The sequence below is a fragment of the Hyalangium sp. genome (assembly GCF_035629615.1).
In the GTDB taxonomy this organism is placed as follows: Bacteria; Myxococcota; Myxococcia; order Myxococcales; family Myxococcaceae; genus Hyalangium.
Genome location: NZ_DASPHO010000906.1, coordinates 1 through 26,076, shown reverse-complemented (window position 1 = coordinate 26,076; position 26,076 = coordinate 1). Strand labels below are relative to the sequence as shown.

The 26,076-nt window shown below is 66.5% G+C and carries 18 protein-coding genes; 10 read left to right on the top strand and 8 right to left on the bottom strand.

The genetic code is table 11. The annotated features are described in order from the left end of the window. Positions 1-953, top strand: a 953-nt coding sequence (locus tag VD972_RS45265) for a serine/threonine protein kinase (protein WP_324996356.1), incomplete at its 5' end; no start/stop codon positions are given. A gap of 84 nt (positions 954-1,037) precedes the next feature. Here the strand turns inward: VD972_RS45265 and VD972_RS45260 are convergent. Together VD972_RS45260 and VD972_RS45255 are read right to left on the bottom strand one after the other, a co-directional pair. Beyond that, positions 1,038-1,742, bottom strand: coding sequence for a hypothetical protein (locus tag VD972_RS45260; RefSeq protein ID WP_324996354.1), 705 nt, complete (start codon positions 1,740-1,742; stop codon positions 1,038-1,040). A gap of 499 nt (positions 1,743-2,241) precedes the next feature. Then, the gene (locus VD972_RS45255) at positions 2,242-4,836 is read right to left on the bottom strand and encodes an HD domain-containing protein (RefSeq protein ID WP_324996352.1); all 2,595 of its coding nucleotides are present in this window, start codon (positions 4,834-4,836) and stop codon (positions 2,242-2,244) included. A 104-nt stretch (positions 4,837-4,940) separates the two neighbouring features. Here VD972_RS45255 and VD972_RS45250 point away from each other — a divergent pair, with 104 nt between their 5' ends. The 4 genes from VD972_RS45250 (at position 4,941) to VD972_RS45235 (ending at position 12,935) form a co-directional block, all read left to right on the top strand. Then, on the top strand, positions 4,941-8,144 hold the full coding sequence (locus VD972_RS45250; RefSeq protein ID WP_324996350.1) for a type I restriction endonuclease subunit R: 3,204 nt from the start codon (positions 4,941-4,943) through the stop codon (positions 8,142-8,144). Between the two features lie 161 nt (positions 8,145-8,305). Continuing rightward, the gene (locus VD972_RS45245; protein WP_324996348.1) at positions 8,306-10,210 is read left to right on the top strand and encodes an N-6 DNA methylase; all 1,905 of its coding nucleotides are present in this window, start codon (positions 8,306-8,308) and stop codon (positions 10,208-10,210) included. After that, positions 10,207-11,520, top strand: a complete 1,314-nt coding sequence (locus VD972_RS45240) for a restriction endonuclease subunit S (RefSeq protein WP_324996346.1) — start codon at positions 10,207-10,209, stop codon at positions 11,518-11,520. The genes VD972_RS45245 and VD972_RS45240 overlap by 4 nt, the downstream gene beginning before the upstream one ends. 200 nt (positions 11,521-11,720) lie before the next feature. Further along, on the top strand, positions 11,721-12,935 hold the full coding sequence (locus VD972_RS45235) for a hypothetical protein (protein ID WP_324996344.1): 1,215 nt from the start codon (positions 11,721-11,723) through the stop codon (positions 12,933-12,935). A 37-nt stretch (positions 12,936-12,972) separates the two neighbouring features. On the opposite strand, the gene VD972_RS45230 is transcribed toward VD972_RS45235, so the two are convergent. Together VD972_RS45230 and VD972_RS45225 are read right to left on the bottom strand one after the other, a co-directional pair. After that, positions 12,973-15,219 (bottom strand): immunoglobulin-like domain-containing protein, encoded by a 2,247-nt coding sequence (locus VD972_RS45230; RefSeq protein ID WP_324996342.1) that lies wholly within the window; start codon positions 15,217-15,219, stop codon positions 12,973-12,975. A gap of 287 nt (positions 15,220-15,506) precedes the next feature. Next, the gene (locus VD972_RS45225) at positions 15,507-16,286 is read right to left on the bottom strand and encodes a hypothetical protein (protein ID WP_324996340.1); all 780 of its coding nucleotides are present in this window, start codon (positions 16,284-16,286) and stop codon (positions 15,507-15,509) included. Positions 16,287-16,371: 85 nt separating this feature from the next. Between VD972_RS45225 and VD972_RS45220 the strand changes: the two genes are divergently transcribed. The 3 genes from VD972_RS45220 to VD972_RS45210 all read left to right on the top strand — a co-directional run bounded on the left by VD972_RS45220 (position 16,372) and on the right by VD972_RS45210 (position 20,678). After that, entirely contained in the window at positions 16,372-17,667 is a 1,296-nt protein-coding gene (locus VD972_RS45220; protein ID WP_324996338.1) for a hypothetical protein, read from the top strand. Between the two features lie 113 nt (positions 17,668-17,780). Further along, entirely contained in the window at positions 17,781-19,202 is a 1,422-nt protein-coding gene (locus VD972_RS45215) for a vWA domain-containing protein (RefSeq protein WP_324996336.1), read from the top strand. A gap of 72 nt (positions 19,203-19,274) precedes the next feature. Next, entirely contained in the window at positions 19,275-20,678 is a 1,404-nt protein-coding gene (locus VD972_RS45210) for an FAD-binding oxidoreductase (RefSeq protein ID WP_324996334.1), read from the top strand. A 12-nt stretch (positions 20,679-20,690) separates the two neighbouring features. On the opposite strand, the gene serA is transcribed toward VD972_RS45210, so the two are convergent. From serA to VD972_RS45190, 4 genes are all read right to left on the bottom strand, one after another. Further along, on the bottom strand, positions 20,691-21,941 hold the full coding sequence (gene serA / locus VD972_RS45205; protein ID WP_324996332.1) for a phosphoglycerate dehydrogenase: 1,251 nt from the start codon (positions 21,939-21,941) through the stop codon (positions 20,691-20,693). Between the two features lie 73 nt (positions 21,942-22,014). Continuing rightward, positions 22,015-22,239 (bottom strand): hypothetical protein, encoded by a 225-nt coding sequence (locus VD972_RS45200; RefSeq protein ID WP_324996330.1) that lies wholly within the window; start codon positions 22,237-22,239, stop codon positions 22,015-22,017. A gap of 124 nt (positions 22,240-22,363) precedes the next feature. Then, on the bottom strand, positions 22,364-24,019 hold the full coding sequence (locus VD972_RS45195; RefSeq protein WP_324996328.1) for a serine protease: 1,656 nt from the start codon (positions 24,017-24,019) through the stop codon (positions 22,364-22,366). 157 nt (positions 24,020-24,176) lie between these two features. Then, positions 24,177-24,554 carry an STAS/SEC14 domain-containing protein gene (locus tag VD972_RS45190; protein WP_324996326.1) on the bottom strand — a complete coding sequence of 126 codons (378 nt, stop codon included), beginning with the start codon at positions 24,552-24,554 and terminating at the stop codon, positions 24,177-24,179. Between the two features lie 268 nt (positions 24,555-24,822). On the opposite strand from VD972_RS45190, the gene VD972_RS45185 reads away from it, so the two are divergent. Further along, on the top strand, positions 24,823-25,167 hold the full coding sequence (locus VD972_RS45185) for a hypothetical protein (protein WP_324996324.1): 345 nt from the start codon (positions 24,823-24,825) through the stop codon (positions 25,165-25,167). Between the two features lie 274 nt (positions 25,168-25,441). Further along, positions 25,442-25,927, top strand: coding sequence for a pilus assembly protein PilB (locus VD972_RS45180; RefSeq protein ID WP_324996322.1), 486 nt, complete (start codon positions 25,442-25,444; stop codon positions 25,925-25,927). The last annotated feature ends 149 nt before the right edge of the window (positions 25,928-26,076 follow it).

Sequence of the window (26,076 nt, the reverse complement as noted above, 5' to 3'; positions counted from 1 at the left end):
TGATGGACTTCGGTTGTGGGAACTACCTCGGTGCAGGAGTCCTCACGCGGCAGCCTCAACCTCCCGGCACGCCCCAGTACCAGAGCCCGGAGTCGCAGCGCTTCGAGTTCGCACACCTGAGAGAGCCCACGGCCGCCCGCTATGAGTCCCAGGCTGCGGATGACGTGTACGCGCTGGGCATGACGGCGTACCGGCTCGTCACCGGCAGGTATCCGCCTCCCTCACTGGAGGTGGAGAAGACCCGGAGAGGCTTGCGCTTGGTGGCCCTTCCCTGGGTGCCTCCGGAGAGGTGGGTGGTGCTGTGCCCGGAGCTGGCGCTGCTCATCCGGCAGATGCTCTCGGAAGAGCCCTCTGCACGAGGCAGTGCGGGAGATGTGGCGCGGGCGCTCGAGCGTGCAGCGGAGACGGCGGGCCCCGAGGCGGATGGGCCCACCACCCCGCGACCTGCTGAGGCGCCTCCCGCTCCTGCGCGAGCCGCTCCCGGTCTTGTTCCGGGTGCTGCCATGCTCAGAACGCGGCCCTGGCTGCGCTCTGTTCGCGCGCGCGCGCCGTGGCTCGCAGCCACCGTGGGGGTGTGCTTGGTGATGGGGACGTGGTGGACCGCCCGACGTGTGCTGGAGGAGATGCGCGGGCGGGAAGCTCAGGGAGCGTGGCGTGGCGACAAGGCGGACGCGGGGACCTCAGGCCTTGGGGATGCTGGAATCGCCCTGCCCGTGAGCGTGGAGACACCGCAGCCCGCGCCGAGCGGAATCCAGGTCGACATGCCCAAGAATCCACTCCCCGGCCAACGTCTCTCGCCTTGTGAGAAGCCTCTCGTGGAGATCAATGGAGGCTGCTGGGTAGGCCCGAGAGACAAGAAGCCCCCGTGCGGGCTCCACTCCTATGAATGGAGGAATCAGTGTTACTGGCCGATGATCACGCCCCAGCGCCCTACCACTTCGGAGCCGCCGTAGCGGGAGCGCATGGAGGGGCCTGAAAAGGCCGGCCCCGCGCTCCCAGTCTTCAGGAACGCGGGGCCGTTGTTCACGCGCTGGTGCTTACGACGTGTGCTGCACCTCCTCTGCCTCCGGCACCTCGCGCACGGGGTAGAGCAGGTCCAACAGCGCCTCGGTCAGCTTCTCCACCTGAAGCACCGGGATGGCCCGGAAGTCCACCACCACCATCCCCTTGTGCTGGCGCAGCTGCACCCGGACGGGCGAGCCCTGCGGGAAGCGGCGGATGACAGCCTCGCGGAACTGATCCACCAGCTTCCGCTGCTCGGCGGGGATGGAGGTGCTGGGGGTGCTCTGGCGCAGGTGCAGCAGGGCCGCGCGCATGTCGTCGACGGTACAGGAGGAGAAGGGCTTGGGCTTCACCTCGCCTTTCTCGTCGGGCACGAGGATGACGGTGCCGCCCGGCTCCTCATAGTTCAGCTCGATTCCGGCCGCCCCCTTGTAGGTAAGCAGGGAGCGCAGGCGGTAGACGCCGTACTGGGAGCAGACCTTCTGGGTGAAGGCGCGTGCCACTGCGCTGTAGATGAGCAGGGCGGACCGTGAGATCTCCTGGATGTGGCCGCAGATGAAGTCCAGCGGGTTCTTGTACTGCGAGCCCTTCAGCAGCTGGCTGTCCAGCAGGTAGTTGTAGAGCAGACCCATGAGGATCTGGTTCCGGGTCTCCTCCGCTGCCAGCAGGCGCATGGTGTCCAGCACCTGATCGCTCGTCAGGCCCTGGTACGGATTCGGGATGTCGTTGTTCTTCGTCATGAATGTTGTCCTTGCTGCGGGGGCCGCCCCATGCGACCCCGGCGGGCGAGCAAAGAGCACGAGCCGCGCCAAACGCTCGCGGAAGGAAAAACAGGCACATACGCGAGGAGACGCGACCTCACCGTCCGCGCAGCAAGACGGGGGAGTCCACGGCGTGAGACGGGGGAAGGGTGGGCGAGGTCCCCGATGCGCCTCTACGAAAGTCTACATATGTAGACTTTGGTAGAGCCCGTCCGCCCGACGGAGCTGGCAACCGCTCATCGGCAGGAGGGATGTCCGGCGAGCGGTGAGTCAGAAGTTCTCGCGGGCCTGGGCGTAGCAAGGCGGAGAGGGCCTGTTCCAGGGAGCCCGTCACCGGGTACACCCCTACGGCGATGCCACGGGGTGCCATCAGCCCTCCCTGCCACGTCGCAAAAGCGCGGGCCGCGTGCTCCGCATCGGTCTCCAGAAATCCCAGCTCCGAAGTGACAGGCGCCCAGCGGTCCTCGATGATGCCGACTCACGTTGGACGCCGCAGAAGGAACGGTTGGAACAAGCTCAAGCGTTTCTTCGCACCGTCGTTCTCTTCCCATCGCCATCGCCCACGCCGGTCCTCAATGAGGATCTGGCCAGCCTTCACGCCCCAGGTTCGCGCAAGGACCGCCAGAAGCCGCTGGATCAGGAAGTCACCATGGCGGTACTTCGCATACTCATTCGCGAGTCGCGGCAGGGAGCTGAAGGCCACGACAACCGCTCCAGAGACCTGCGTCTTTCCAGCATTCGGCAAGACGATGATCTTCAGCTCGCTTCGCTCAGCGGCCCACTTCTCCAGCACCGCCAAGGTGGCCGGCACCCCATCGATCCATAGGACAGGCAGCTCGCGTGGGCTTCCACCCAGCCGGAGGGTGGAGATGCCCAGCTTCTGCTTGTCCGCCGAGCTGCCGAAGTCTGCCCAGGCTCGTCCCTGCTGCGTTGCCCACTTCGCGATGTCCTTGCTCCGAGCCCGCAGCTTCGCTTCGTCCCGGGTCGCTACGTCCGTATGCCCGAGGAAGACGCCGGCCAACCCATAGATTCCCTTGGCCCGCAGGCCGCCTACCGTCACCACCGCCTTGGACGTGGAAGTCCCATAGTGCTCCAGAATGCAGGCCCGTCCGACGCATTGCCCATTCGCTCCCAGGAGGGGAAGGACCCGGGGTGCCAGGACTTTCAGGTCATCCTCTTCGGCGACATCGGTGCGCTCGAGCAGTCGGACCGGGTCGAGACGCAACCAGTCATCGGCGGTGATGGCCCGGATGCGCCGCCCCGGCTCCTTCTCCACATCCACGGTGACATCGAGCGTGGGGGCGATCCTCCGCACCAGCTTCACGAGCGAGAGGCGCTTGGAAGTGGGGCCCCACTGATCGCCTAGATCGTGGAACAGCTTGTCCCAGATCCCCTTATCGGTCATCCACACCCGCACCAGGGTCCCTCCCTCGTGCAACCGCTCATCAGGTTCTGCCAGGCGCAGCAGGGGCCGCCTCCTGAGCCCGTTATTGAACTCCAGGACTCGGGTCTTCTCGCCCTCCACATAGGGGCGCGAGATAACCCGCAAGCGATCGCCCCACATGAACGCGGAGAAGAAACCAATCCCGAACCGTCCCGTGGGCTCGAAGGTGCTGGCCGCCAGCCCTGGATGCTCCCTGCGCATGTCCTCTGTGCTCCAGTAGCTCCTGCCGAAGTCGAGCAAGTGCTGCGTCAGGACGCGCTCGGACATCCCGAGGCCCGTGTCCGCGATCTCGATCCAGTAGCCGTCGGCATCCTTTCCCTGGCGCAGGATAATTCTCCCCCAGCCGTCCGGCTTACCCTCGAGCGCACGTCGCGCCCGGACCGCATCGGCCGCGTTCTGGAGGAGCTCACGCAACGGTACCGTCGGCTCATCCCCGTAGAGCTGGGCGCCTCCCAGGCGGGTCACCAGCGAGGGCACGTCGCTCACGTGGATTCGCGCGTCGATCGGGGTCCAGCCCTCTGTCTTCACGGAGTGGTCGGCCAGCCGTCGGGCGTCATCCGCGTCGGCGACGCCTCGGGCCGCGAAGCGCTGCCGCTGGTGCTCCGCAAGCACCGCATCCACGTCGCGAAGCTCGCGGCTGATCATGTTCAGCGTGTCGAAGCAAAGCCAGAACGCCTCCGCCTCATCGTGCGTGAAGGCTTCTCCGGAGGTGTAGATGAGGCGGTCCTTGCCATGGGGAAGATGCGGCTTCGAGAGCTTGCTCTGGAACGTCCAGTGAGCCCGTGACACCCCTTGAGGATCGCGGAGCGCCATCAGGAACTGCGGGGCGCGGCGCTCGTCGATGTGTGCGGCGTCGGAGACGCGGAGCAGGCAGGCGACTTTCAGGGCATCGACGGTCCAGTCTCGGGGCATGAACGATGCCGGCCCCAGCTCCTGCCTGGCGAACCGATGGGCCACCTCCGAGACGTCCCACCAGTGGCTGTAGGCGATCTCTCCGATGAGCTTGCCGAAGTGCGACCGCATCGCTGGATCCTCGATGAGGTACAAAGGCTCTCCCCGAGGGCCCCTCCAGGACAGCTGCGCGAGCTGTGCCGCCTGCTTCGCGTGGAGGACCCGGAGCGCGTCCTCTGTCGCGAGCTGGGCCAGCTCCGGAGGTGGCTTCTCCAGCTCGGACGACCTGGGCGCGCGCCCTTTCTCCCGGCGGATGCGAGCCGCCAATGCGTCCTTCCAGGCCTTGGACGCACGGAGCTCCGCTTCTCCGCCAGGGTAGGCCGCCAGGCCATTGCCCAGGTCGTGCACAAGGAAGGCGCCACCCAGGACGAAGGCCTCTGCGGGGGTCAGTGGGTAGTCCACCCCGAGAATGATGTCCGCCATCTCCCAGAGCGCATCGAGGTGGGTGATGCCGTGGACCGTCAAGGACGGGTACGCACGCTTGATCTCGTCTGCCACCTTCTCGGCGTTGTCGCGGAAGCGGAGGAACTGGCTGCGCAGGCGCTCGCGTGGGGTCGCGAAGGGATCGGCCTCCCGTTCCGCCAGCGTCTTCCGCCAGATTCCGGTGCTCGTGAAATCGAACATGGTCGCAGAATAGGTGCAACTCCCTCGGGCGAGCCACACGGGTGTCGGGTCCATTCTGAACCTGCAGTACGGCCCCTGGGACGGGAGCGGGGCGGCGACCTGGGTTACTCGAAAGGGGAAAAGGCTCTGGGCAGGTGCGGTAATGTGCACGCCAATCCATGTCCATGAATCTCCGCATTACTGAATCTGTGGCCGAGGAAGCAACCCTCGGGTGGTTCGCGGAGCTCGGCTACGCGGTACCCAGCGACCATGGATCTCTCCGGAGCACCCTGGGAGAGGTCGTCCTCCAGGAGCGCTTGCGGGAAGCTGTGGACAGGCTCAACCCGGACCTGCCCCAGTCCGCACGGGAAGAGGCTCTGCGCAAGCTTCTGCGCCAGGAGTCGCCGTCGCTGGTCCAGCAGAACCGACGCAACCACCGGTTGCTCGTGGACGGAGTGGAGGTCCAGTACCTGGGGGATGAGGGCCGAGAGGTCGGAGGCCGGGTCCGGCTCCTGGACTTCGAGGTGCCCGACAACAACGACTGGTTGGTCGTCAACCAGTTCATTGTCACCGAGGGTGGGCACCATCGCCGCCCGGACGTGGTGGTATTCGTCAACGGGCTCCCCCTCGCTGTCATCGAACTCAAGAACGCCGTTGATGAGGACGCGACCCTCTGGGCTGCGTTCCAGCAGCTCCAGACCTACAAGGAGCAGACCCCCTCCCTCTTCCACTTCAACGAGGTCCTCGTCGTCAGCGACGGCCTTGAAGCTCGCATTGGCTCGCTCACCGCCAGCAGAGAGCGGTTCGCGCCCTGGCGTACCATCGAGGGAGAGGAGCTGGCTCCCAGCCATCTGCTCGGCCTTGAGATCCTCGTGCGCGGCGTCTTCGAGCGACGCCGCTTCCTGGAATTCATCCGCTCCTTCGTTGTCTTCGAGGAGGACGGGGCCCAGGTCGTCAAGAAGCTTGCGGGCTACCACCAGTTCCACGCGGTGCAACGCGCTGTGGAGGCAACCCTCGTGGCCTCCCGTCCCCAGGGAGACCGGCGCGTGGGGGTCGTCTGGCACACCCAAGGCTCGGGGAAGAGCCTCACCATGGCCTTCTATGCCGGAAAGGTCGTCCGGCACCCGGCCATGGAGAATCCCACGCTCCTGGTGCTGACGGACCGCATCGATCTGGATGACCAGCTCTTCGGGACGTTCAGCCGCTGCGAGGAGCTGCTGCGGCAGACGCCTGTGCAAGCCCAGGATCGGGAGGACCTGCGCAGGAAGTTGAAGGTGGCGTCCGGCGGTATCGTCTTTACCACCATCCAGAAGTTCCTCCCCGAGGCCAAGGGGGACAGCTTTCCCCTGCTCTCCGACCGTCGCAATATCGTCGTTGTCGCCGACGAGGCCCACCGCAGCCAGTACGACTTCATCGACGGCTTTGCCCGGCATCTTCGGGATGCCCTCCCGCAGGCCAGCTTCATTGGGTTCACTGGCACCCCCATTGAGCTCACCGACAAGAACACGCGCGCGGTCTTTGGCGAGTACATCAGCATCTACGACATCCAGCGGGCCGTACAGGACGGGACGACCGTTCCCATCTACTACGAGGGGCGGCTCGCGAAGCTTCAGCTCGACGAGTCTGAGCGCCCGCGCATCGACGCCGAATTCGAGGAGGTGACGGAAGGCGAAGAAGAGGAACGGCGCGAGCGCCTCAAGAGCAGGTGGGCGCAGCTCGAAGCCATCGCTGGCACGAAGAAGCGGATCGATCTCATTGCCAGGGATCTGGTCGACCACTTCGAGAAGCGGCAGGAGGCCCTGAGCGGCAAGGCGATGGTTGTCTGCATGAGCCGCCGAATCTGTGTGGACCTGTACGAGGCCCTCATCCGGCTCCGCCCTCGGTGGCACGATGCCAGCGATGAGGGAGGGGGCCTGAAGATCGTGATGACGGGCTCGGCCGAGGACAAGCTCGAGTGGCAGCCGCACATCCGCACGAAGGCTCGCCGAGAGGCGCTGGCAAGGCGCTTCAAGGATCCAAAGGATCCGCTTCAGATCGTCATCGTCCGGGACATGTGGCTCACGGGCTTCGATGCTCCCTGTCTCCACACGCTCTATGTGGACAAACCCATGCGCGGCCACGGCCTCATGCAGGCCATCGCCCGCGTCAATCGTGTCTTCAAGGACAAGCCGGGTGGGCTCGTCGTGGACTACCTGGGGCTCGCGGACCAGCTCCAGAGCGCGCTTGCCACTTACACCGAGGCTGGGGGGAAGGGCGCAACCGCCATCGACCAGGACGAGGCCGTGGCGGCGATGCTGGCCCGGATCGAGATCTGCCAGGGGCTGTTTCACGGCCTGGACTACCGCTCCGTCATCGCCGCGGGTTCCCAGGCCGTCTTCAGGTTCCTACCCGAAGCCCAGGAGCACATCCTGCGGCAGGAGGATGGCAAGGAGCGGTTCATCCGTGCTGTCACGGAGCTGAGCAAGGCGTTCGCGCTGGCGGTGCCCCATGACAAGGCGCTGCGAGTCCGGGACGAGGTGGCGTTCTTCCAGGCCGTGAAGGCAGCGCTGGAGAAGAGGGCCCGGATGGGGGCTGTCTCCGATGAGGAGCTGGATCACGCCATCCAACAGATCATCAGCCGGGCCGTTGCTGCCTCCGACCACGTCATCGACATTTTTGCGGCCGCAGGACTGAAGAAACCGGACATCTCCATCCTGTCGGACGAGTTCCTGTCCGACGTGAGGGGAATGCCGCAACAGAACCTCGCTGTCGAGCTCCTGCAGAAGCTCCTCCGCGATGAGATCAAGATCCGCTCGCGGCGGAATCTGGTTCAGTCGCGGGCTTTCTCGGAATTGCTCGACAGGGCCCTGCGGGCGTACCGCAATCGCTCCATCGAGACCGCGCAGGTCATCGAGGAGTTGATCGCGCTCGCCAAGGAGATGCGCGAGGCCCATGCTCGAGGCGAAGAGCTGGGACTGGAGGAAGACGAGTTCGCCTTCTACGAGGCCCTGGGGGTGAATGACGCCGCCGTCAGGATCATGGGAAGCGACGTGCTCAGCACGATTGCTCGTGAGCTCACGTCCACTCTTCGGCGCAATATCACCCTGGATTGGACACAGCGCGAGAGCGCAAGGGCCAAACTGCGGACCATGGTCCGGCGGCTCTTACGTAAGCACGGCTATCCCCCCGACAAGCAGGAACAGGCGACGCAGACGATCATGGAGCAGGCAGAGCGGATCGGCGACACCTGGGCCGAGGATGGCCTCATTGAGGCCACCTCCCCGACTCAGCCATTCTACGAGGCCGGACCCATTCCAGCGCTGCGGGCAGCTGCGGAGCCAGAGCCTCGTCTTGAGACAGGAGAGACGAATCTTTCGAAGAAGCCTCGCCGGCCCAAGCGGTGAGCCCAGCCTGCTGCCGCCGCAAGTCTGCCCGGGCACCTGGAGGGCGGGCACGGGGTCCGATGCTCTGGGCTTGTGCCGCGTGGACCGTGTGTCCGTCCTGCTCTGCGCACGGGTTGAGAGCCCGTGAGTTCTCTTCGGGAACCCGGTAGCATCTTGGACTCATGTCCAGCACCAGTCGTCTCTCTGCCCAGCAGCGCCGAACCGCCCTCGAGCAGCTCGCCCGTGACCGCCTCATCACCCTCACCGACCACTTCGGCCTGGATGTCAGCGACAAGCGCGTCGCTGAAAACCATGTGAGCGCCTTGCTCCGGGCCCGGAGCGTGGAATTCTCCGAGTTGCTGGGGCTGCTGACGCGCCAGGAGCTTCAGTCCATCTGTGATGCTCTGCACCTGGATCGCAGTGGCCGCGAGAAGGAGCTCCTCATTCAGAGAATTCTCAGCGGTGGGGAGGGTGGCCAGGGCGAGCTGCCCCTCTCCGAGGCTGCTCCCGAGGAGGAGCCTGCGGAGAAGCCCAAGGCAGGCCGCGCCAAGGTCTCCAAGAACGGGGGGGACCTTGGGTTCGAGGCCACGCTCTGGCTGGCAGCGGACAAGCTCCGCAACAACATGGACGCTGCCGAGTACAAGCACGTCGTCCTCGGACTCATCTTCCTGAAGTACATCAGCGATGCCTTCGAGGAGCGCCGTGCTCAGCTCCTGGCCGAGGTGGACCAGGGAGCTGACCCGGAGGACCCCGACGAATACCGCGCAGAGAACATCTTCTGGGTTCCCCAGGAGGGCCGCTGGGCTCGCCTCCAGGCCCAGGCCCGGCAGCCGAGCATTGGCAAGCTCCTTGACGACGCCATGGTCGCCATTGAGCGAGATAACCCCAGCCTCAAGGGGGTTTTGCCCAAGGAGTACGCCAGGCCAGGCCTGGATAAGCAGCGCCTGGGGGAGCTGATCGATCTGATTGGCACCATTGGTCTTGGAGACCGGGAGAACCGCAGCAAGGACATCCTCGGGCGCGTCTACGAGTACTTCCTCTCGGAGTTCGCCAGCGCCGAGGGCAAGAAGGGCGGCCAGTTCTACACGCCCCGCTCCGTCGTGAAGCTCCTCGTGGAGATGCTCGCTCCGTATCGGGGCCGGGTCTACGATCCCTGCTGCGGCTCCGGGGGCATGTTCATCCAGAGCGAGAAGTTCGTAGAGGCCCACGGCGGTAAGCTCGGGGACATCTCCATCTTCGGGCAGGAGTCCAACCCTACGACTTGGAAGCTCGCGAAGATGAACCTCGCCATCCGGGGCATCGACGCGAACCTCGGGCCCGAATACGCCGATACCTTTCATCGAGACCAACATAAGGACCTGAAGGCCGACTATATCCTCGCAAACCCGCCCTTCAATGACAGCGACTGGGGCGGGGACCGGCTTCGCGAGGATGTTCGCTGGAAGTACGGAGTGCCCCCGGCGGGCAACGCGAACTTCGCGTGGATTCAGCACTTCATCCACCACATGGCCCCGAGTGGATCTGCGGGCTTCGTACTAGCCAATGGTAGCATGTCCTCGGATCAGAGCGGTGAGGGCGAAATTCGTCGGGCCCTCATCGAGGGGGACCTGGTGGACTGCATCGTCGCGCTCCCAGGCCAGCTTTTCTACTCGACCCAGATTCCTGTCTGCCTCTGGTTCATGACCCGGGACAAGAAGAATAACCGGTTTCGGAACCGACAAGGCGAGACCCTGTTCATTGATGCTCGGAAACTCGGGCGAATGATCGATCGCACTCAGCGGGAACTCACAGGCGAGGACGTCGCGAAGATCGCCGACGCATATCATGCATGGCGCGGGGACAGGAATGGAGGAAAGTACAAAGACGTGGCTGGCTTCTGCAAACTGGCACGGTTCGAGGAGATTGCCGCGCACGGGTTTGTGCTCACGCCAGGGCGGTATGTCGGAGCCGAGCACGTGGACGATACGGGTGCCGAGCCGTTTAGTGCTCGGTTCAAGAGGCTCACCGAGGAACTTGATGCGCAGTTCGAGGCCTCCGAGCGGTTGTCAGCACAAATTCGCCTCAATTTGCAGAGGGTTCAGTGGTGAGTGCGTGGAAGGAGGAACTGCTCAGTTCCATTCTCGAAGTTGGCCGAGGGATCTCGTACGGCATCGTTCAGCCAGGTGAGAATCGGGGGAATGGGATTCCCATCGTTCGCGTGAACGCCGTACGCGATGGGCAGATCGACACCAGTGCCCCTCTCCGGGTCGCCCCGGAGATCGAGTCCGCTTATGAAAGAACCCGGCTTCGTGGCGGCGAACTTCTCCTGACGCTGGTTGGCACCGTGGGAGAGGCAGCAGAGGTCCCTCTGCATCTTGCGGGGTGGAATGTTGCTCGGGCCATCGCGGTGATTCCAGTTCGGTCCGAGGTAGGGGCTCGCTGGGTGCGCTACATCCTTCGGACGCAGAAGGTTCGACACCTCATCGACTCGTGGTGCAATACGACCGTTCAGAAGACGTTGAATCTGAAGGACGTAGCACGCATCCCCGTTCCTCTGCCGCCGCCGGCCACACGCCAAGCGATTCTTGAGGTTGTTGGCAGCCTTGACGACAAGATCGACATGAACCGTCGCATGAACCAGGCCTTGGAGCTCATGGCCCAGGCGTTGTTCCGCTCTTGGTTTGTGGACTTCGACCCAGTTCGGGCCAAGACGGAGGGCCGACAGCCAGAGGGCATGGACGCTGAGACGGCAGCACTGTTCCCGGCCGCAATGGATTCCTCGGATGGGGGCCTTCTCCCTCTTGGCTGGAGGAGGGTCACCCTTGACTCGAGCATTGAGATCCTGACGGGCGGTACGCCCCGGACTGCCGAATCGTCGTTCTGGGGAGGAGAGATTCCCTGGTTCTCAGTGAAGGATGCCCCGGCCGATGGGGACATATGGGTGGTCAGCACAGAGAAGACCATCACGGATTCCGGGCTGGAGAACTGTGCCGCCGAGCTGCTTCCTGTTGGAACAACGATAATCACGGCTCGAGGGACTGTCGGAAAACTCGCACTGACTGCGGTTCCGATGGCGATGAATCAGTCCTGCTACGGCGTTCGGGGGCGTATTCAGGGGACAGATGCCTTCACCTACTACCTGCTGAAGAATGCCGTTGGAGACTTGCGTGCTCGTACCCACGGGACCGTCTTCGAGACGATCACACGCCAGACATTCTCGGCAATCCCGGTTTCTCTAGCGCCCATCGAAGTGCGGCAACGGTTTGATACCGTGGTTGAGCCTATGCTCAAACGAGTCAAGGCCAATCTCCTTGAATCCAAGACGCTCGCAGAGCTTCGTGACACCCTGCTCCCGAAGCTCTTGTCAGGGGAAGTTCGTGTCGGTGAAGCCGAGGCCGAATGGGTAGCGAGCGACTGAAGCTGCTGCTCGCGCTGACACGTCAGCCTGCAGCTCTAACACGTCAATTCCCAGAGCTGACACGTCGACTCACGGCAATCGCCTGACGGGCTCGCTTCGGCGCTCCCGAGCGGGCGCTCCCCTCCTGTGGCCCGGAAGTTGAAACATGTCTCCCGCGGCGATGAGTTCCGATAAGGTCCGCGCACTCGGAGGGTGACTGAATGGCGACGTACAACATCTCTTTGGCGGACCTGCGGCAGGATATTGCTGGGATCATCCCGGCCGATCTCGTTCTGAACTGGAACGGGAAGGACAAGACCGCTGCCCGACATGACCAGCTGCTGGCGCCCTTCCGGGCTCGAGGGACCATCGTGTCCACGGACTCGGCGGGCCTCTCCAGGTTGACCCAGCGCTACACCCTGGCTCAGGTGATGAAGCTCGTCTCCGAGCCCAAGGAAGTGATTCATTCCTATGGGACGGCGATCGGCGGCGAAGCCGTTGGCATCTGGGCGGCGGATAACTCGCAGATGTTCTTCGACGAGAAGATCGCGCCGTCGCAGGTCCTCGCGCAGATGCTCGGGGTGCAGCGCAAGGTCAAGGACTTGCAAGTCCAGATCGGGATCGGTATCCACAGCGGCGAGTGCTACAAGGTCGGCGGCGGGCTCTTCGGTGAAGACGCGGACTTCATCGAGGGCATCGCTGAGGACGCGACGTCGGCAGGAGAGATCGTCTTCTCGCAGCCGATCTTCGAGCTTCTCGCGGGCTCGGTCCGCCAGGCAGCCCGGCTGCGCGAGGATCTCCAGAAGGCGGGCGCGCTGTGGGCGCTCAGCCACTTCTCAGGGACCGTGGAAGCCGTTGAGGGCAACCCCGACTATCCGACGCCCTTCGATGCGGCGTTCTTTCGGCGGCTGCGCTCGGCGTCTCTGGCAGAACTGGCGCAGGAGGAGTTTCCTGAGTACCGGAAGACCCAGACGGTTGCCTTCGTGAAGGTGACCCACAGCCCGCACAAGTTCCTGTTGGACTCGTTCACGGACATGTCCCTCATCAACGTCGCGGTCCGTCGCATCGCCGCGTCCCATGGGGCGGACGTCGTCAAGTCCAATGGCACCCTGGCCATCGTGCTCTTCCCGGAGGGCCGCCAGGCGGTCGCATTCGCGCGCGACATCATCGAGGAGAATCGCGCGCTGGGCTTCAACGCACACGTCGGGCTGACCCATGGCGAGGTCTACCTCTTCCCTCTCGCCAGCGGTGAGCGCGAGATCGCAGGCAATCCCGTCAACATCGCCTCCAAGCTCGCGGAGGACTCGGGGCTGGAAGGAGTCCTCGTCGAGGACTCGGTCACGCTCGGCGAGCTTGCACAGAAGGGCGAGCCCTTCCGGCTGACGCTCTCGAAGGTCGAGCTGACGGGACGTCGCTTCCCTGTGCCACCCACTTGAGCAGCCCGTTCAAGGCAACGGCGCTGCTCCACTTCCATTACGGGCAGATCTCGCGGTCGTTCAACGGATTGACGTGGCCCTCGGCGTTGCCCGTCAGCGACCGGGCGTAGATGCCACCATCCCAGCTGCCGTTGTTGAAGGTGAGGTGAGCCTGGGGTGCCAGCACGGTGCCCCAGAAGCCGAAGCCGTGGGCGTTGATGCGGGTGGCATCCACGAAGTTGTAGAGCACGCCGTGCTGATCAATGCCGCCGCTGAAGAAGGTGCCAAATCCGGTGAAGGTGGCCGAGGCGCCGCGGATGTTGACCACCACCAGGGAGCCCGCCGGCGCGTCAATGGACCACAGCGCGGCTCCCGTGAAGGTGCTCGCGTCCATGTCGAAGACGTTCACGGACGGATCCGTGCCCCTCAGGAAGATGCCACCCCACGGCTCCAACCGCGTTGCACCCGTGGCCGCCAGGCCTCCGAGCTGTGCGGACAGCTGGCGCAGCTCGGCGAACCGGGCCCCGAAGTCAATGGGCGTGCCCTGGGCCACGGAGCCGCGCGGGTAGACCACGCTCGCGTCGGCGCTGTAGGTGCCGCCATGCCAGGCATCTCCCCAGACACCACCCCGCGAGAGCGAGAGGTTCCTTCCGGCCACCAGCGTGTGGGCGATGTTGCCATCCGGCACCCTGGCGCCCACGGCGAAGTCCGTCAACGTGATGTCGCCACCGGCCGCCACCTTGCCTTCCACATCATGGCCTCCGGTGTAGCTCTCGAGCAGGAACAGGTTGAACTCGCTCAGGTGGACTGGGAGGCAGCGGACGCAGGGGCCCACCGTGAGCTGGCGGACGGCAGTGCTCACGTTGCCCGCAGCATCCTCCACGCTGTAGGTGACGGTGTACTCGCCCTCCTGGGACTGATCGAGGTTGCTGGAGACGATGATGTTCGGAGTCAGGTCGCCGGAGCAGTAGTCCGAGGCCGTGGCGCCTGGCTCCACGTAGGGCTCGCCGTCGCACTCCAATGACTGCGTGGCTGGGCCGAGCAACGTGAGCACCGGCGGCAGCGTGTCGCTCACCGTCACCCTGCGCGTCGTCGAGGCGGTGTGGCCAGCCCTGTCCGTGGCGCTGTAGGTGATCGTCTGGACTCCCGGCACCTGGCTGTTTCCCCAACCGCTCGAGGTGACGGACACGGCACCGGAGCACTGATCGCTGGCGGTGGCGCCCGGATCCTGGAACGGCGAGGCACACTCCACGGCCATGCTGGCCGGGCCGTTGAGCGTCACCGTGGGCGGCAGCGTGTCGGCCACAGTCACCACTCGGTTCTGGGCGGCAGTGGCCGTGTTTCCGGACGGGTCCGTCGCCCTGTACTGGAGGGTGTAGGAGCCGGGCTGGCCCACGTTTGGCGGGTTCGTCGCCACGACGGGCAGGTTGCCGGCACACAGATCGGTGGCCGTGGCGCCCGGATCCGCGTACGGGGCGCCGCACTCCACCGTGTGGCTCAGCGGGCCGGTGAGCGTCACCGTGGGCTTTCGCGTGTCGGCCACGATGACGGTGCGGGTCCGCTGCGCGGCGGAGTTGTACCCATCACTCACGTCGTAGCGAAGCATGTAGGAGCCGATCACGGCCGTGTTCACCGAGCCCGTCCTCACGATGGAGCTCGTCATGGGGCCTATGCACGTGTCCGTCGCCATGGCCCCTGGATCATTGAACGCCAGGCCGCACTCAGCCGGCATGGTGGCGGCCCCGAGCATCGAGAGGAGCGGCGGCAGCGTGTCCACCACGGTGACCGTGCGCGTCACGGGAGTGGACAGGTTATTGGAGGCGTCCCTGGCCTGGTACGTCACTGGATGGGCGCTGACCTGCCCCATGTTCACCGTGCCGCTCCAGGCAATGTTGGCGGACGGCAGCGGGCCCGCGCAGAGGTCGTCCGCAGTCACTCCGTTCAGGTAGGAGTAAGTGCCGCCCCGGACGCACTGCACCGTCTGGCTCGTCGGGCTGACGCGAACGACGGGTATCACCCCGTCCGTCACCGTCACCGTGCCCGTGCACGTGGTGCTGCGGCCTCCCTGGTCCGTGCACGTCAGCGTCACCGCCGTGTTGCCGGCGGCGTACGGTCCGGCCGGGCTCTGCGTGCAGCCCACCAGATCACCGTCTGGGTCCGACGACCCGTCATCGATGCTCGCGGGGAGGCTGCACGTGCTCGTCGTCCGGCTCGTCACGTTCCGGCAGCGCGCGACCGGTGGGCTGTAGGCAACGCTGGGGGTGGGGGAGGACTCCTGGTGGGCTGAGGCGTCGGCGATCGTCACCGGTTCCGAAGCGGGCTCGTGAGCAGACTCGCCACAGGAAATGGCTGTCAGCGCAGCCCCCAGCACAAATGCACCCCATACGGAACGCAGTGTCATCTGCTCTCCCCCCTTGAGCTTCCAGCCAGAGGAGAGAAGTGTTGCCCGCTCGGTAGAAATGATCAAGCCACTCAGAATGCAAGTCTGGCTGTAGGTGGGGGTTCACCATGTCTTGCATTGTAGACCCGCTGGAACGACAGGGATTGTCCTTCTTTGTCAGGTAAGTCTGGTTTGCTTGTTTTGATATGTCTTCAGGCAGAGGCCTGGCGCTTGAGGCGGAGCACCTTGACGATGGAGACGAGCGCGCCGATCAGCAGCACCACCGCCCAGATGAGCGCGAGCACGGAGACGATGATCGCGCCCAGCGCGTCCGTGATGCTCACCAGGACAATGGGCACCAGCCCGTGCAGGAGGCTGACGATGGCATTCGCCAGCAGCGAGGTGAGGATCAGCAGCACCAGGCCCTTGTTCTGCAGGAAGCGCTGGTGGGCGAGCACGAGGCACACCGCGGCGACGACCTTGAGCAGCATGAGCAGGCCGAGCGTTCCGGCGGCGCCTCCGCGGTTGAAGAAGCCCCACACGGCCAGGTAGGCGATGGTGCCAAAGGGCACGGCGGTGAAGAGCCCCACCATGAGGAGCAGCAGGCCGATGGCGGCAAACAGCATGACCAGGCCTGCCAGGAGCGCCACGATGGCTCCGATGAGCGTCACCAGGCCCTGCAAGCGCCCGTGGACGCGCTCGGGGATGAGGAGGCTGGCGCCCATCAGCGCCAGGGTGAGCAGCAGCAGCGCGTCCAGCAGGGCCAGGTAGGGGATGCTGAGCCCCGGTGTGGGCGGGTTCTCCTGCTGGACCTGGAGGACCTCGTTGATGTCCACGTCGTCCTCGGCGCCCTCCTCGCGGATGGCGGCCTGCAGGGTCTGTCGATCCGGCGCCTGCGTGGGAAGCAGGACGGGCGCCCCCACCTCGATGAGCACCGCGAGCAGCAAGCACACCAGCGACACGATGAAGAAGGGTTTTCGCAGCCTGTCCATTCAGACCCCCAGCGGACACTCGTGAGCGCTCGCCTGGAGAAGATAGGCAGTCCAACCGTGGACCCCGATATGCTCCTGGGTGCGAATGTCCGAGCGGCTACGAGCGCCCCCTGCGCACCCGTCGGCTCCTGAACGGGAGCTGTCTCCCGAGGGCCTCCGCCGGCTGCTCGAGGGTCGGCTGGAGGTCATCGAGGCCGCTCGGAAGCGCTACGCCGCCCTGGAGAAGCGGCTGAGGGGGGTGCTCTGGAGGCGCCGCCTGCGCGCCCACGATGGACTCCAGGAGGTGCTCGACCAGGAGGGCCCTCTAGACGAGGCGCTCGGTCGGGCTCGCAAGCGCATGGAGCTGGAAGGCTGGCCCGAGACGCTCCCGGTGTTCGAGCCGCTCCGGGACGTGCTGCGGCACCGGGCGCGCGTGGGGGCGCTCGTCCGCAAGCGGCTGGCCGAGCTGGCGGTGCCCCTGGGGACTGCGAACCTGGGAGAGGAGCTGGCCTTGCTGCGGAGCGTCGTGCGGGAGCCTCCCAGCCTGGTGCCCGCGCGCGAGGAGACGCGCATCCTGGAGATGAAGCGCAATGCCTCCATCCCGCCCCCCGTGGCGATCCTGCTCCTGCTCATCGGGCCCATCCTCAGCCTGGTGCCCACCTTCGCGGGCCCGGCGCTCTTCCTGTTCGTCGCGGGCATCCTCGTCACCCTCGTGGGGCTGTACGTGGCGCGCGCGGGGGAGTTCTGGCTCACGAGTGATCGGCTCATCTGGAAGCCGGTGGTGGGCGACCCGGTGGCGGTGTCTCTGCGCTCCATCCGTCCGGGGGGCATCCAGCTGGAGCGCCTCTCTCGCAGTGTGCACGTGCAGGGAGATCGCATCGTGCACGTGCGGTACGCGGAGCCGGTGGAGCGGCTCGCGGCCCTCCTGGAGATGCACCGCCAGCCGCCCTTCCTGGGAGCGAGCCGGGGCGGGCTGCGGGTGTCCCAGGTGAGCCTCTACGAGGCGACGCTGCGGAGCGGGCCTGGGACGCGCCCTCGCCAGGGGATGGTGGCCCTTCGGCCCGAGGGCGTCTCCTTCGTGCCGGTGGGGACCGGCCGAGAGGCGTTGAAGGCGCTGACCGGTGAGCCCCCATCCGAGGGGCTCAGCCTCGAGGTGTCCTGGGTGCTGGAGGAGCTGCGCTGGCTGAGCGAGTCCGAGTTCGATGAGCACCTGGCTCGGGTGGTGGCGGCCACGGGCGGCGTGCACTGGTCCGCGTGGGAGGTGCGCCGCGCGCGGGAAGTCCCGGTGTGGAAGGAGATCCACATCACCTGCGGCCCCCAGTCCCTGGTGGGCAAGGTGGACTGGTCGCAGCAGGCTGCCGCCGAGCGGGTCTTCGAGTCCTGGCCCTCGCCTGAACCCTGACATTCTTGTCACGCAGGGTAGGGCGTGTGTGCCCCTGAACGCAGTGAGATCAACGGGTTGGGCTGGGAACGCGGCTTGCTTTGGCGCGGGCATCCCATTCCTCGGAGGATGACATGACGCGAAGGCTTCTCGCCGCGCTGGTGGCGGCTGCGCTCACGCTGGCTGGCTGTAGTGGGCTCTCGACGGGTGCTCCTGGAGACTTAGGAGCGACGCCGGGCGGCGCGCAGGACATCGGGCTGGCGCGCACGAAGGTCGCCGCGGGCCAGGTGCCGGAGTCGGAGGACTTCGTGGCCGAAGGCCTCTACTCGGAGCACGACCTCCCGTTGGAGGGCTCGAGCTGTGATCAGGTGTTGTGCCTGCGCACGGCGACGGCCATCGCGCCGGCCATCGACACGGGGCGCCAGGAGGTGTTCGTGCAGGTGGGCTTCTCCTCGAACGTGGATCCAGCGACTTTTCGCCGCAAGCCGTTGGACGTGGCGCTGGTCATTGACCACTCCGGCTCCATGGGCGTGGAGCCGATGGAGGCGGTGAAGGAGGCGGCCCGCAAGCTGGTGGAGAAGCTGGACGAGAACGACACCTTCTCGATGGTCATCTTCGACGACAGCGTCGAGACGCTGGTGAAGCAGCAGGCGGTGAGGAACCGCACGGAGCTCTTGAACGCCATCGGCGACATCGAGGCAGAGGGGGGCACCTGCATCGAGTGCGGGCTGCGCGAGGGCTTCAAGCAGCTGGCCACACGGCCGGTGGAGCCGTCGCGGGCCCGCCGGCTGATGCTCTTCACGGATGCCATGCCCAACGTGGGCGCCACGGGCGAGGGCGAGTTCATGGAGCTGCTGAGCGGCAGCTCGGCGAAGGGCATGGACACCACCGTCTTCGGGGTGAACATTGCCTTCGGGCAGGCGCTCGTCACGAAGATCTCGGCCGTGCGGGGGGCGAACTACTACTACCTGAGCAATTCCGAGCGGATGCAGAAGGTGTTCGACGAGGACTTCGACTTCCTGGTGACGCCCATTGCCTATGACTTGCACATGGCGCTCGCGCCGGCCGAGGGCTTCCGGGTGGAGGCGGTGTACGGGGTGCCCGGGGTGGACCCTGGCGTGAGCGCGGCGACGATGGATGTGGCCACGGTGTTCCTCTCGCGGAGGCGCGGTGCCATCGTCGCGCGCCTCAGCGGCAGTGGGGAGGTGCAGCCGAACCAGCCGGTGGTGGCGAACGGGTTCTCCTTCCAGCCGGTGGAGGGTGAGGCGCCTGCCGCGGTGTCCCTCACTGCGAAGTACGAGGGCAGCGAGCCGCTCAGCGCCACGGCGTCGTGGTACTCGCAGCGCACGGTGCGCAAGACGGTGGCGCTGACGAACTTCATCCTGGGCGCCCGGCAGGCCTGCGAGCAGTGGCACAAGGGTGAGAAGGCTGCGGCCCGAGAGGTGGCGAATCGGACGGCAGCACTGCTGCGAGCGGAGGCGGAGGCGCTGGACGACGCGCCGCTGCGCACCGAGGCGGAGCTGGCCGGCAAGCTGGCCGAGCTGATGAAGCCCTGAGCCACCTCGAGGCAGGGCCTCAAGGGCATCGAACGGCTTGTCAGGACGGGGCGCGTGAAATACGCCTGGAGTATGTCCACCGCCGCTCTCCCCGACGCCTTCCTCCGAGCCATCTCCGAGGGCTTCCCTTCCGACTTCCTCACCCGTGAGCCGGGGGAGCTCGCGGAGTACGGGCGCGACTGGACGCGTGTCCACACCCCGGCTCCGGCGGCCGTGGCCTTCCCTCGCACGACGGAGGAAGTCGCACGGCTGCTGGCCTTGTGCGACGCGCACCGCGTACCGGTGGTGCCCTCGGGAGGGCGGACGGGCCTGGCGGCGGGCGCGGTGGCAGCTCGGGGCGAGCTGGTGATCTCCCTGCGGAGGATGAACCGCATGGAGCCGGTGGACCTGCTCGGCAACACGGTGCGCGTACAGGCGGGCGCGGTGACGGAGGCGGTGCACCAACACTGCGCTCAGCACGGGCTGACGTGGCCGGTGGACTTCGCCTCCAAGGGCTCCAGCCAGGTGGGCGGCAACATCGCCACCAACGCCGGCGGGGTGAAGGTCATCCGCTACGGCCTCACGCGCCAGTGGGTGCTGGGGCTCCAGGTGGTGACGGCGAAGGGGCAGGTGCTGGAGCTCAACGGCGCGCTGGAGAAGAACAACACGGGCCTGGATCTGCGCCAGCTCTTCATCGGCAGCGAGGGCACGCTGGGCATCATCACCGAGGCCACGCTCAAGCTCACGCGGCTGCCCGGCAAGCAGGATGTGTTCCTCTTCGCGGTGCCGGATGTGGCGGCGGTGCTGCGGCTGTTCCGGGAGGCGCGCCAGGCGCCGCTGCTGCTGTCCGCCTACGAGTTCTTCACGGACCGGTGCCTGGCGCGGGTCCAGCGCCACCGCAAGCTGCGCTCGCCCTTTGATGCGACCAGCGGTTGCTATGTGCTCGTGGAGGCGGAGTCCACGGACGCGGCGGCAGTGGAGGCGTGGCTGGGCGCGCTCTTCGAGCGCGGGCGGGTGACGGACGGCACCCAGGCCCAGAGCGCCTCGCAGGCCACGGAGCTGTGGGCGCTGCGAGAGAGCATCAGCGAGAGCCTCTCGGCCACCGGGCTGCCCCACAAGAACGACATCTCCCTGCCAGTCGCCGCGCTGGAGGCCTTCTGCGCGGAGCTGGATCAGTTCTTCGCCGCGCGCTACCCGGGCTGGGAGATCTGCCTCTTCGGCCACATTGGCGACGGCAACCTGCACGTCAACGTGATGAAGCCGGAGGCCATGGAGAAGGCCGAGTTCCTCGCCCACACGAAGCAGGCGGACCACGACATCTTCTCCCTGGTGCGCAAGTACGGAGGCAGCATCTCCGCCGAGCACGGCATCGGCCTGCTGAAGAAGGACTACCTGTCCTATACGCGCGCCCCCGCGGAGCTCGAGCTGCTGCGCGCCCTCAAGCGCACGCTGGATCCGAGCGGCATCCTCAACCCGGGGAAGATCCTGGACGTGTGAGGCGTGCCTGGATCAGGAGACGATGCGCGTCTTGATGTCCGTGTTCAGCGCCGCGATGGCATCGCACACGGGGCCGGACACGTCCTGGTCCAGATCCATCACCAGGTAGCCAATGTTGGAGTCCGTGTTCAGCACCTGCGCGTGGATGTTGGCGTTCAGGTCCGAGACGATGCGGTTGATGTCGCGCAGCACGCCGGGGATGTTGCGGTGCACGTTGAGGATGCGGTGCGTGCCGGCGATCAGGGGCACCTCCACCTGCGGGAAGTTCACGGCCCCCGTGGTGGCACCGGTGCGCACGAACTTGATGAGCGAGGTGGCCACCTCCCGGCCAATGGACTCCTGGGCCTCCTCGGTAGAGCCGCCGATGTGCGGGGTGAGCACCACGTTGGGCAGGTTCTGCAGCTCGGTGACGAAGCCGTCGCTGTTCGTCTCAGGCTCCTCCGGGTACACGTCCACCGCCGCGCCGCCCAGGTGCTTGGAGTGCAGCGCCCGCGCCAGCGCGGGGATGTCCACCACCGTGCCGCGGCTGGCGTTGATGAGGCACGCCCCCTTCTTCATCTTCGCCAGCTCCGCCGCGCCGAACATCATGTGCGTGGAGGGAGTGGCCGGCACGTGCAGGGTGATGAAGTCCGACTCGGCCAGCAGCTCATCCAGCGTGGCCACCGAGCGCGTGTTGCCCAGCGGCAGCTTCGTCATGACGTCGTAGTAGATCACCCTCAGGCCCAACGACTCGGCCAGCACGCCGAGCTGTGAGCCGATGTGCCCGTAGCCGATGATGCCCAGCGTCTTGCCGCGCACCTCATGGCTGCCCGTGGCCACCTTGCGCCACTGGCCCGTGTGCACCTCGCGGCTGCGGTCAAACAGCTGGCGCGTGAGCACGATGATCTCCGCGATCACCATCTCCGCCACGCTGCGCGTGTTGCTGAACGGCGCGTTGAAGCAGGGGACTCCGTGGATGTTGGTGGCCTTCAGATCAATCTGGTTGGTGCCGATGCAGAAGGCACCAATGGCCAGCAGGTTCTCCGCGTGGGCCAGCGCGCGCTCCGGCACGTTCGTCTTGCTGCGGATGCCCAGCAGGTGCACGCCCTTGAGCCGCTCGGCCAGCTCCTCGGGCTTGAGGGCCCCCGGGACGCGCTCGACCTGGAACCCCTCGGCCGCGAGCAGCCGCTCGGCGGACGCGTGGATGTTCTCCAGGAGGAGGACACGCAGGGGGACCTTGTTGCTGATGGGCGTGGACGGGTTGGGGAACCGAGGTGTGCTCATGGCCCCCCGCGTTAGATCTCGCCGCCCAGACTGTCAAGCAGCGCCCGCGCTTCCTCTGTAGGCGGGTGAGCCCCTATTGGAGCTGGATGCCGCAATGCTCGCACCTCACCCGGCGACGGCGCCACAAGAGGGCGATTTCACTGACCTTGGGCTCGAACTCGGGCAGCGAGGTGGAGCAGGCGGGACCCCGGTGGATGGCCACGCGCAGCAGCACGCACCCCATAAGCGCAAAGAATGCCACGGCCCAGATCCACATGCGCCGCCGCTGGTAGCGCGAGGAGGAAGCCGAGAAGAGCATTCATGGCGTGCACTTCATACCAGGGCAGGAGCCTCGCGGCATGAGGGGCTCCGCTCCGTGGACTCCTGCGCCGGCGGCCGGGCGCGGGCGGTCAAGCGGTGCCGCCCGCGTCCTGCTTTCGAGGCTACTGGATCGTCCAGGCGACCTTGCCGCTGCAGCTGGTGTTGGAGTAGCAGCCGCCGCGGATCTGGTACGTGCCCGCCGTGGTGGCAGTGAAGCTCAGGTTGGAGCCGGTGCCGCCGCACGCGTCGTCGTTGGCGGCCACCTGCGCGGCCGCGGGGCTGTAGAGGCGCAGGTAGGTGTCCCCGGTGGAGGTAGCGCCCGTGAGGCCGCAGGTGCCCAGGGTGATGCTCTGGCCCGCGGCGAGGGTGACGCTCTGGTTCACCGTGTTCTGCTGCGCGCTGTTGGTGTTGCTCGCGCTGTAGTCGTACGTGCCGCCCGTCGGAGGAGGAGGAGGCGTGCCGTTGACGATCTCCCACACCACGGTGCCGCTGCAGCTGCCGCTGGAGTAGCAGCCGGCGCGGATCTCGTAGTTGCCGCTGGTGGAGGCGGTGAAGGCGAGGCTGGAGCCGCGGCCACCGCACGCATCGTCATTGGCGCTCACCTCGGTGGCGCTCGGCCCGAACAGGCGCAGGTACGTGTCACCCGTGAAGGCGGCACCCGTGAGGCCGCAGGTGCCCAGGGTGATCTTCTGGCCCGCCGTCAGGGCCACCACCTTCTTCACCGTGTTCTGCTGGGCGCTGTTCGTGTTGGTCGCGGTGTAGGGCAGCGAGTTGGCGGGCGGAGGCGGCGGCTCGGTGGTGCCGCACAGCCGCTGGCTGCCCGCCACCGCGCAGTAGGCAGCGACGGCCGGGCGGACGTAGGTGACATCCTCGCCGCGGCAGCCCGTCTCGGTGCACACGTTCACGATGCTGCAGCTGCCGCTCGACACGTAGTCCGTCTCGCCGCGCACGAGGATGCCGGCCACCGTGTAGCCGCTGTTCTCGTACACGCCCGAGCCCGAGTTGCCGCCGAAGGTGTCCGTCGTCGCGATGAAGTAGTCCAGCGTGCCCGCGCGCGCGTCGCGCACCGTGCCGCCCGAGTCAATCTTGAAGGGGATGCCGCTGCCGCTGCCAATCACCGTCACTCCGGTGCCCACGGGCAGCGCGCTGTTGCCCGGGCGGATCGGCGCAGGCGTGAAGCGCGGTGTGGCCGCCCGGTCCAGCCGGAGGATCGCGTAGTCCAGGTTCTGCCCGTTCACCACCGCCTGCTGGCGCACGACGATGGACTGGCAGGAGAAGATGTCCGCCGTGGTGACGGTCTGCATCGCCGTGGCGCTCGTCCGGTAGAAGTTGAAGACAAAGCGCGTGTTGGTGCAGGCCGAGGAGCTGGTGATGCAGTGGCCCGCCGTGAGCACCAGGTCGTCGTCGATCAGCGTGCCCGAGCAGAAGGCCGGCGTCAGATCACTCCGGAAGCGCTCCGTGGCGCAGAGGTTGTAGGCCGTGCCCAGGTTCTGCGCGTTGAAGGTGACGTTGCTGGGGTTGGTGGCGTTGAAGTCGCTCGGGTTCATCAGCGCCACGGTGGCCTGCTGGGCGCGGGCCCGCAGGGTGGCATCCGCGTGCGCATACACGTCCGTGCGGTTGTCCGTGCCGTAGACGACCGGGTCCTTGGACTTGCCCAGGCTGTCCGGGTCCAGAAGGGCGCCACCCTCCTCGAGAGGGCCACAGCTCACGGCGGCCAGGGTACACAGCAGGGTGAGGGCTCGGACGCGCTGGGGGGCGCTGGACCAGGGGGTTCGCATGGACAGCTACTCCTTGGGGGATGGGGGAAGCACCCCGCACGCCTTGCGGCCGAGCAGGGCGGCGCATGATGCACCAAACCGCTTTCCCTGTCTTCACTCCCAGTCCTGAACGCTGGGCTTTCCAGGAGCACTGTCGGAGATCAGCCGGACTGCAGCTTCACTCGTCGTCAGGGTTCTTCAACCAGTTGAGCGCCTCGCCGCGAGACTCGAAGGTGCGCGCGGGGATGCTGAGCATGGCCTGCTTGGTCATCCGCCAGGCCTGGAGCCCGGAGGCCGCGGTGGAGACGATGCGCGCCGAGCGCTTCATCCCCTTGAGCTGCGCGTAGGCGTTGAGCTTCGCCATCACGCTCACCATGTTGGAGGGCATCACCCGCAGCTGGGATTGATCCACCAGCGCGCTCCAGTCGCCGCCCAGCCCGTCAATGAGGGCCCTCACCCGTGAGAGGTAGTCGTCGACGTCCGCCTGCGTGGGCTGCGGCGGGTAGACGACCTCGAGGATGCGATCGGTCTCGTGGACAGTGATCTGAAAAGGCATGAGGAGGGTGCTCCCATACCACACGGCGCTGACAGACGCCGGGGTCGCGGATCATCCTAATCATCTCCGGGCAGACAGTTCGACTCCCGTCCTGAGGCGTTGGAGGAGACCCTCGAAAGGCGCGAAATGACAGGGGGCCGAGGGGGGGCGGCGAGGGGGAGCCCCGGCCCCGAAGTGTCAGACCTGCCTGGTAGCTACGTCCTGCCGCGGGACCGGAGCCGACGCGCCATGGAGGTGTGGAGGCGGTCTCAGCCGGCAAGGGGGTTTCATGCGAACCAAGCTGTACGTTCTCGGCGCGGTGCTGGGTGTGGCGCCGAGCCTGCTGCCGGTGGTGTCCCAGCTGTGGGGCTCCCCGTCGCAGGAGTCCGGGCAGGACTCGCGAGGGGCATCGCGCAAGGGGCGCGGGGCCGGCCGGGCGAGCCCGGTTCCCCACGGAGACAACGGCAACACGGGGGTGGCGGCTCCTCCCAGCGCGGCGCCCACGGAGCCGGGCGGGCTCTCGCACCCGTGCGAGCTCGTCACGCTCGTGAAGGTGCCGTGCGACGAGGCCACGGCCACCTGCGAGTACACCTACTGGCACTGCCCGCAGGCGGTGAAGCCGCTGAAGGCGTAGCTCAGGGCGCTCGGCAGGGCTGAGCGCCTCCACCGGAGTCTGTGCGGCGGGGCTGGCTCCCAGAGAGCTGGCCCCGCCGCATCCGTTTGGGGCGGCCGGTAAATCCAGCAGGGGTGGGACGGAAAATCCTTCCTCACTTTGAGGAAGCGAGAGTGCAACCCAGTGAATTGCCTGGGAAGCCGTGTGGCACGCCAGGCGCAATGGCTCGCCTCGAACCTGCGGAAGCGCGCGGGTGGGGGGTGGTGGCGTGCCCAGGATGCGACTTGGAGAGTGGTTGGTTCACAACGGTGCGTTGAAGCCTGAGCAGGTGCAGACCGTGCTGGCGTATCAGACCCGGTGGCGCTGCAGGTTCGGCGACGCCGTGCTCGAGCTGAACATGATTCCGCGCGAGCCGTTCCTCCGACTGCTGGCGGGCCACCTCAACGTGCCCTTCATCCGTCCGGAGCAGATGGACAAGGTTCCAGGCTCGGTGGTGCACACGGTGCCGGCAGAGGTGCTGGGCCGGCTGCACGTGTGCCCGCTGCGGATCCAGCAAGGGAGCTCGAGGGGCTCCATCTACGTCGCCACGCACCAGCCGGAGAACCTGGCCTTCATGGACGAGGTGTCCTTCGCCACGGGCCTCAACGCGCAGCCGGTCCTCGCGCTGCGCGAGGACATCGAGCGCACGCTGCGCCGCCACGGCCTCCTCGCCGGGCGCCACGTGGAGCCCATCGAGCTGCCCCCAGAGGAGGACTTCCGAATCGATCACAGCCGCTTCTGAGTCTCGAATGAACGTGCGGTGACCAGGCGGCAGGGCGAGCGCCCGTGTGCTTGAGCGGAGCAAGGGGGAAGCTGCCTCTGGGTACACGGGAAGCATCGGGCGGGCTCCCGGGGTTTCGCTTCCTGGTTACTCCCTCTCCCAGACACCAT

Excerpts from the sequence above, each read along its gene's own strand:
- VD972_RS45260 (WP_324996354.1), bottom strand. The coding sequence starts at position 1,742 with ATGACGAAGAACAACGACATCCCGAATCCGTACCAGGGCCTGACGAGC.
- VD972_RS45215 (WP_324996336.1), top strand. The coding sequence starts at position 17,781 with ATGACGCGAAGGCTTCTCGCCGCGCTGGTGGCGGCTGCGCTCACGCTG.
- serA (WP_324996332.1), bottom strand. The coding sequence starts at position 21,941 with ATGAGCACACCTCGGTTCCCCAACCCGTCCACGCCCATCAGCAACAAG.
- VD972_RS45185 (WP_324996324.1), top strand. The coding sequence starts at position 24,823 with ATGCGAACCAAGCTGTACGTTCTCGGCGCGGTGCTGGGTGTGGCGCCG.
- VD972_RS45220 (WP_324996338.1), top strand. The coding sequence starts at position 16,372 with ATGTCCGAGCGGCTACGAGCGCCCCCTGCGCACCCGTCGGCTCCTGAA.
- VD972_RS45235 (WP_324996344.1), top strand. The coding sequence starts at position 11,721 with ATGGCGACGTACAACATCTCTTTGGCGGACCTGCGGCAGGATATTGCT.
- VD972_RS45250 (WP_324996350.1), top strand. The coding sequence starts at position 4,941 with ATGTCCATGAATCTCCGCATTACTGAATCTGTGGCCGAGGAAGCAACC.
- VD972_RS45210 (WP_324996334.1), top strand. The coding sequence starts at position 19,275 with ATGTCCACCGCCGCTCTCCCCGACGCCTTCCTCCGAGCCATCTCCGAG.
- VD972_RS45195 (WP_324996328.1), bottom strand. The coding sequence starts at position 24,019 with ATGCGAACCCCCTGGTCCAGCGCCCCCCAGCGCGTCCGAGCCCTCACC.
- VD972_RS45225 (WP_324996340.1), bottom strand. The coding sequence starts at position 16,286 with ATGGACAGGCTGCGAAAACCCTTCTTCATCGTGTCGCTGGTGTGCTTG.
- VD972_RS45245 (WP_324996348.1), top strand. The coding sequence starts at position 8,306 with ATGTCCAGCACCAGTCGTCTCTCTGCCCAGCAGCGCCGAACCGCCCTC.
- VD972_RS45200 (WP_324996330.1), bottom strand. The coding sequence starts at position 22,239 with ATGCTCTTCTCGGCTTCCTCCTCGCGCTACCAGCGGCGGCGCATGTGG.
- VD972_RS45255 (WP_324996352.1), bottom strand. The coding sequence starts at position 4,836 with ATGGACCCGACACCCGTGTGGCTCGCCCGAGGGAGTTGCACCTATTCT.
- VD972_RS45190 (WP_324996326.1), bottom strand. The coding sequence starts at position 24,554 with ATGCCTTTTCAGATCACTGTCCACGAGACCGATCGCATCCTCGAGGTC.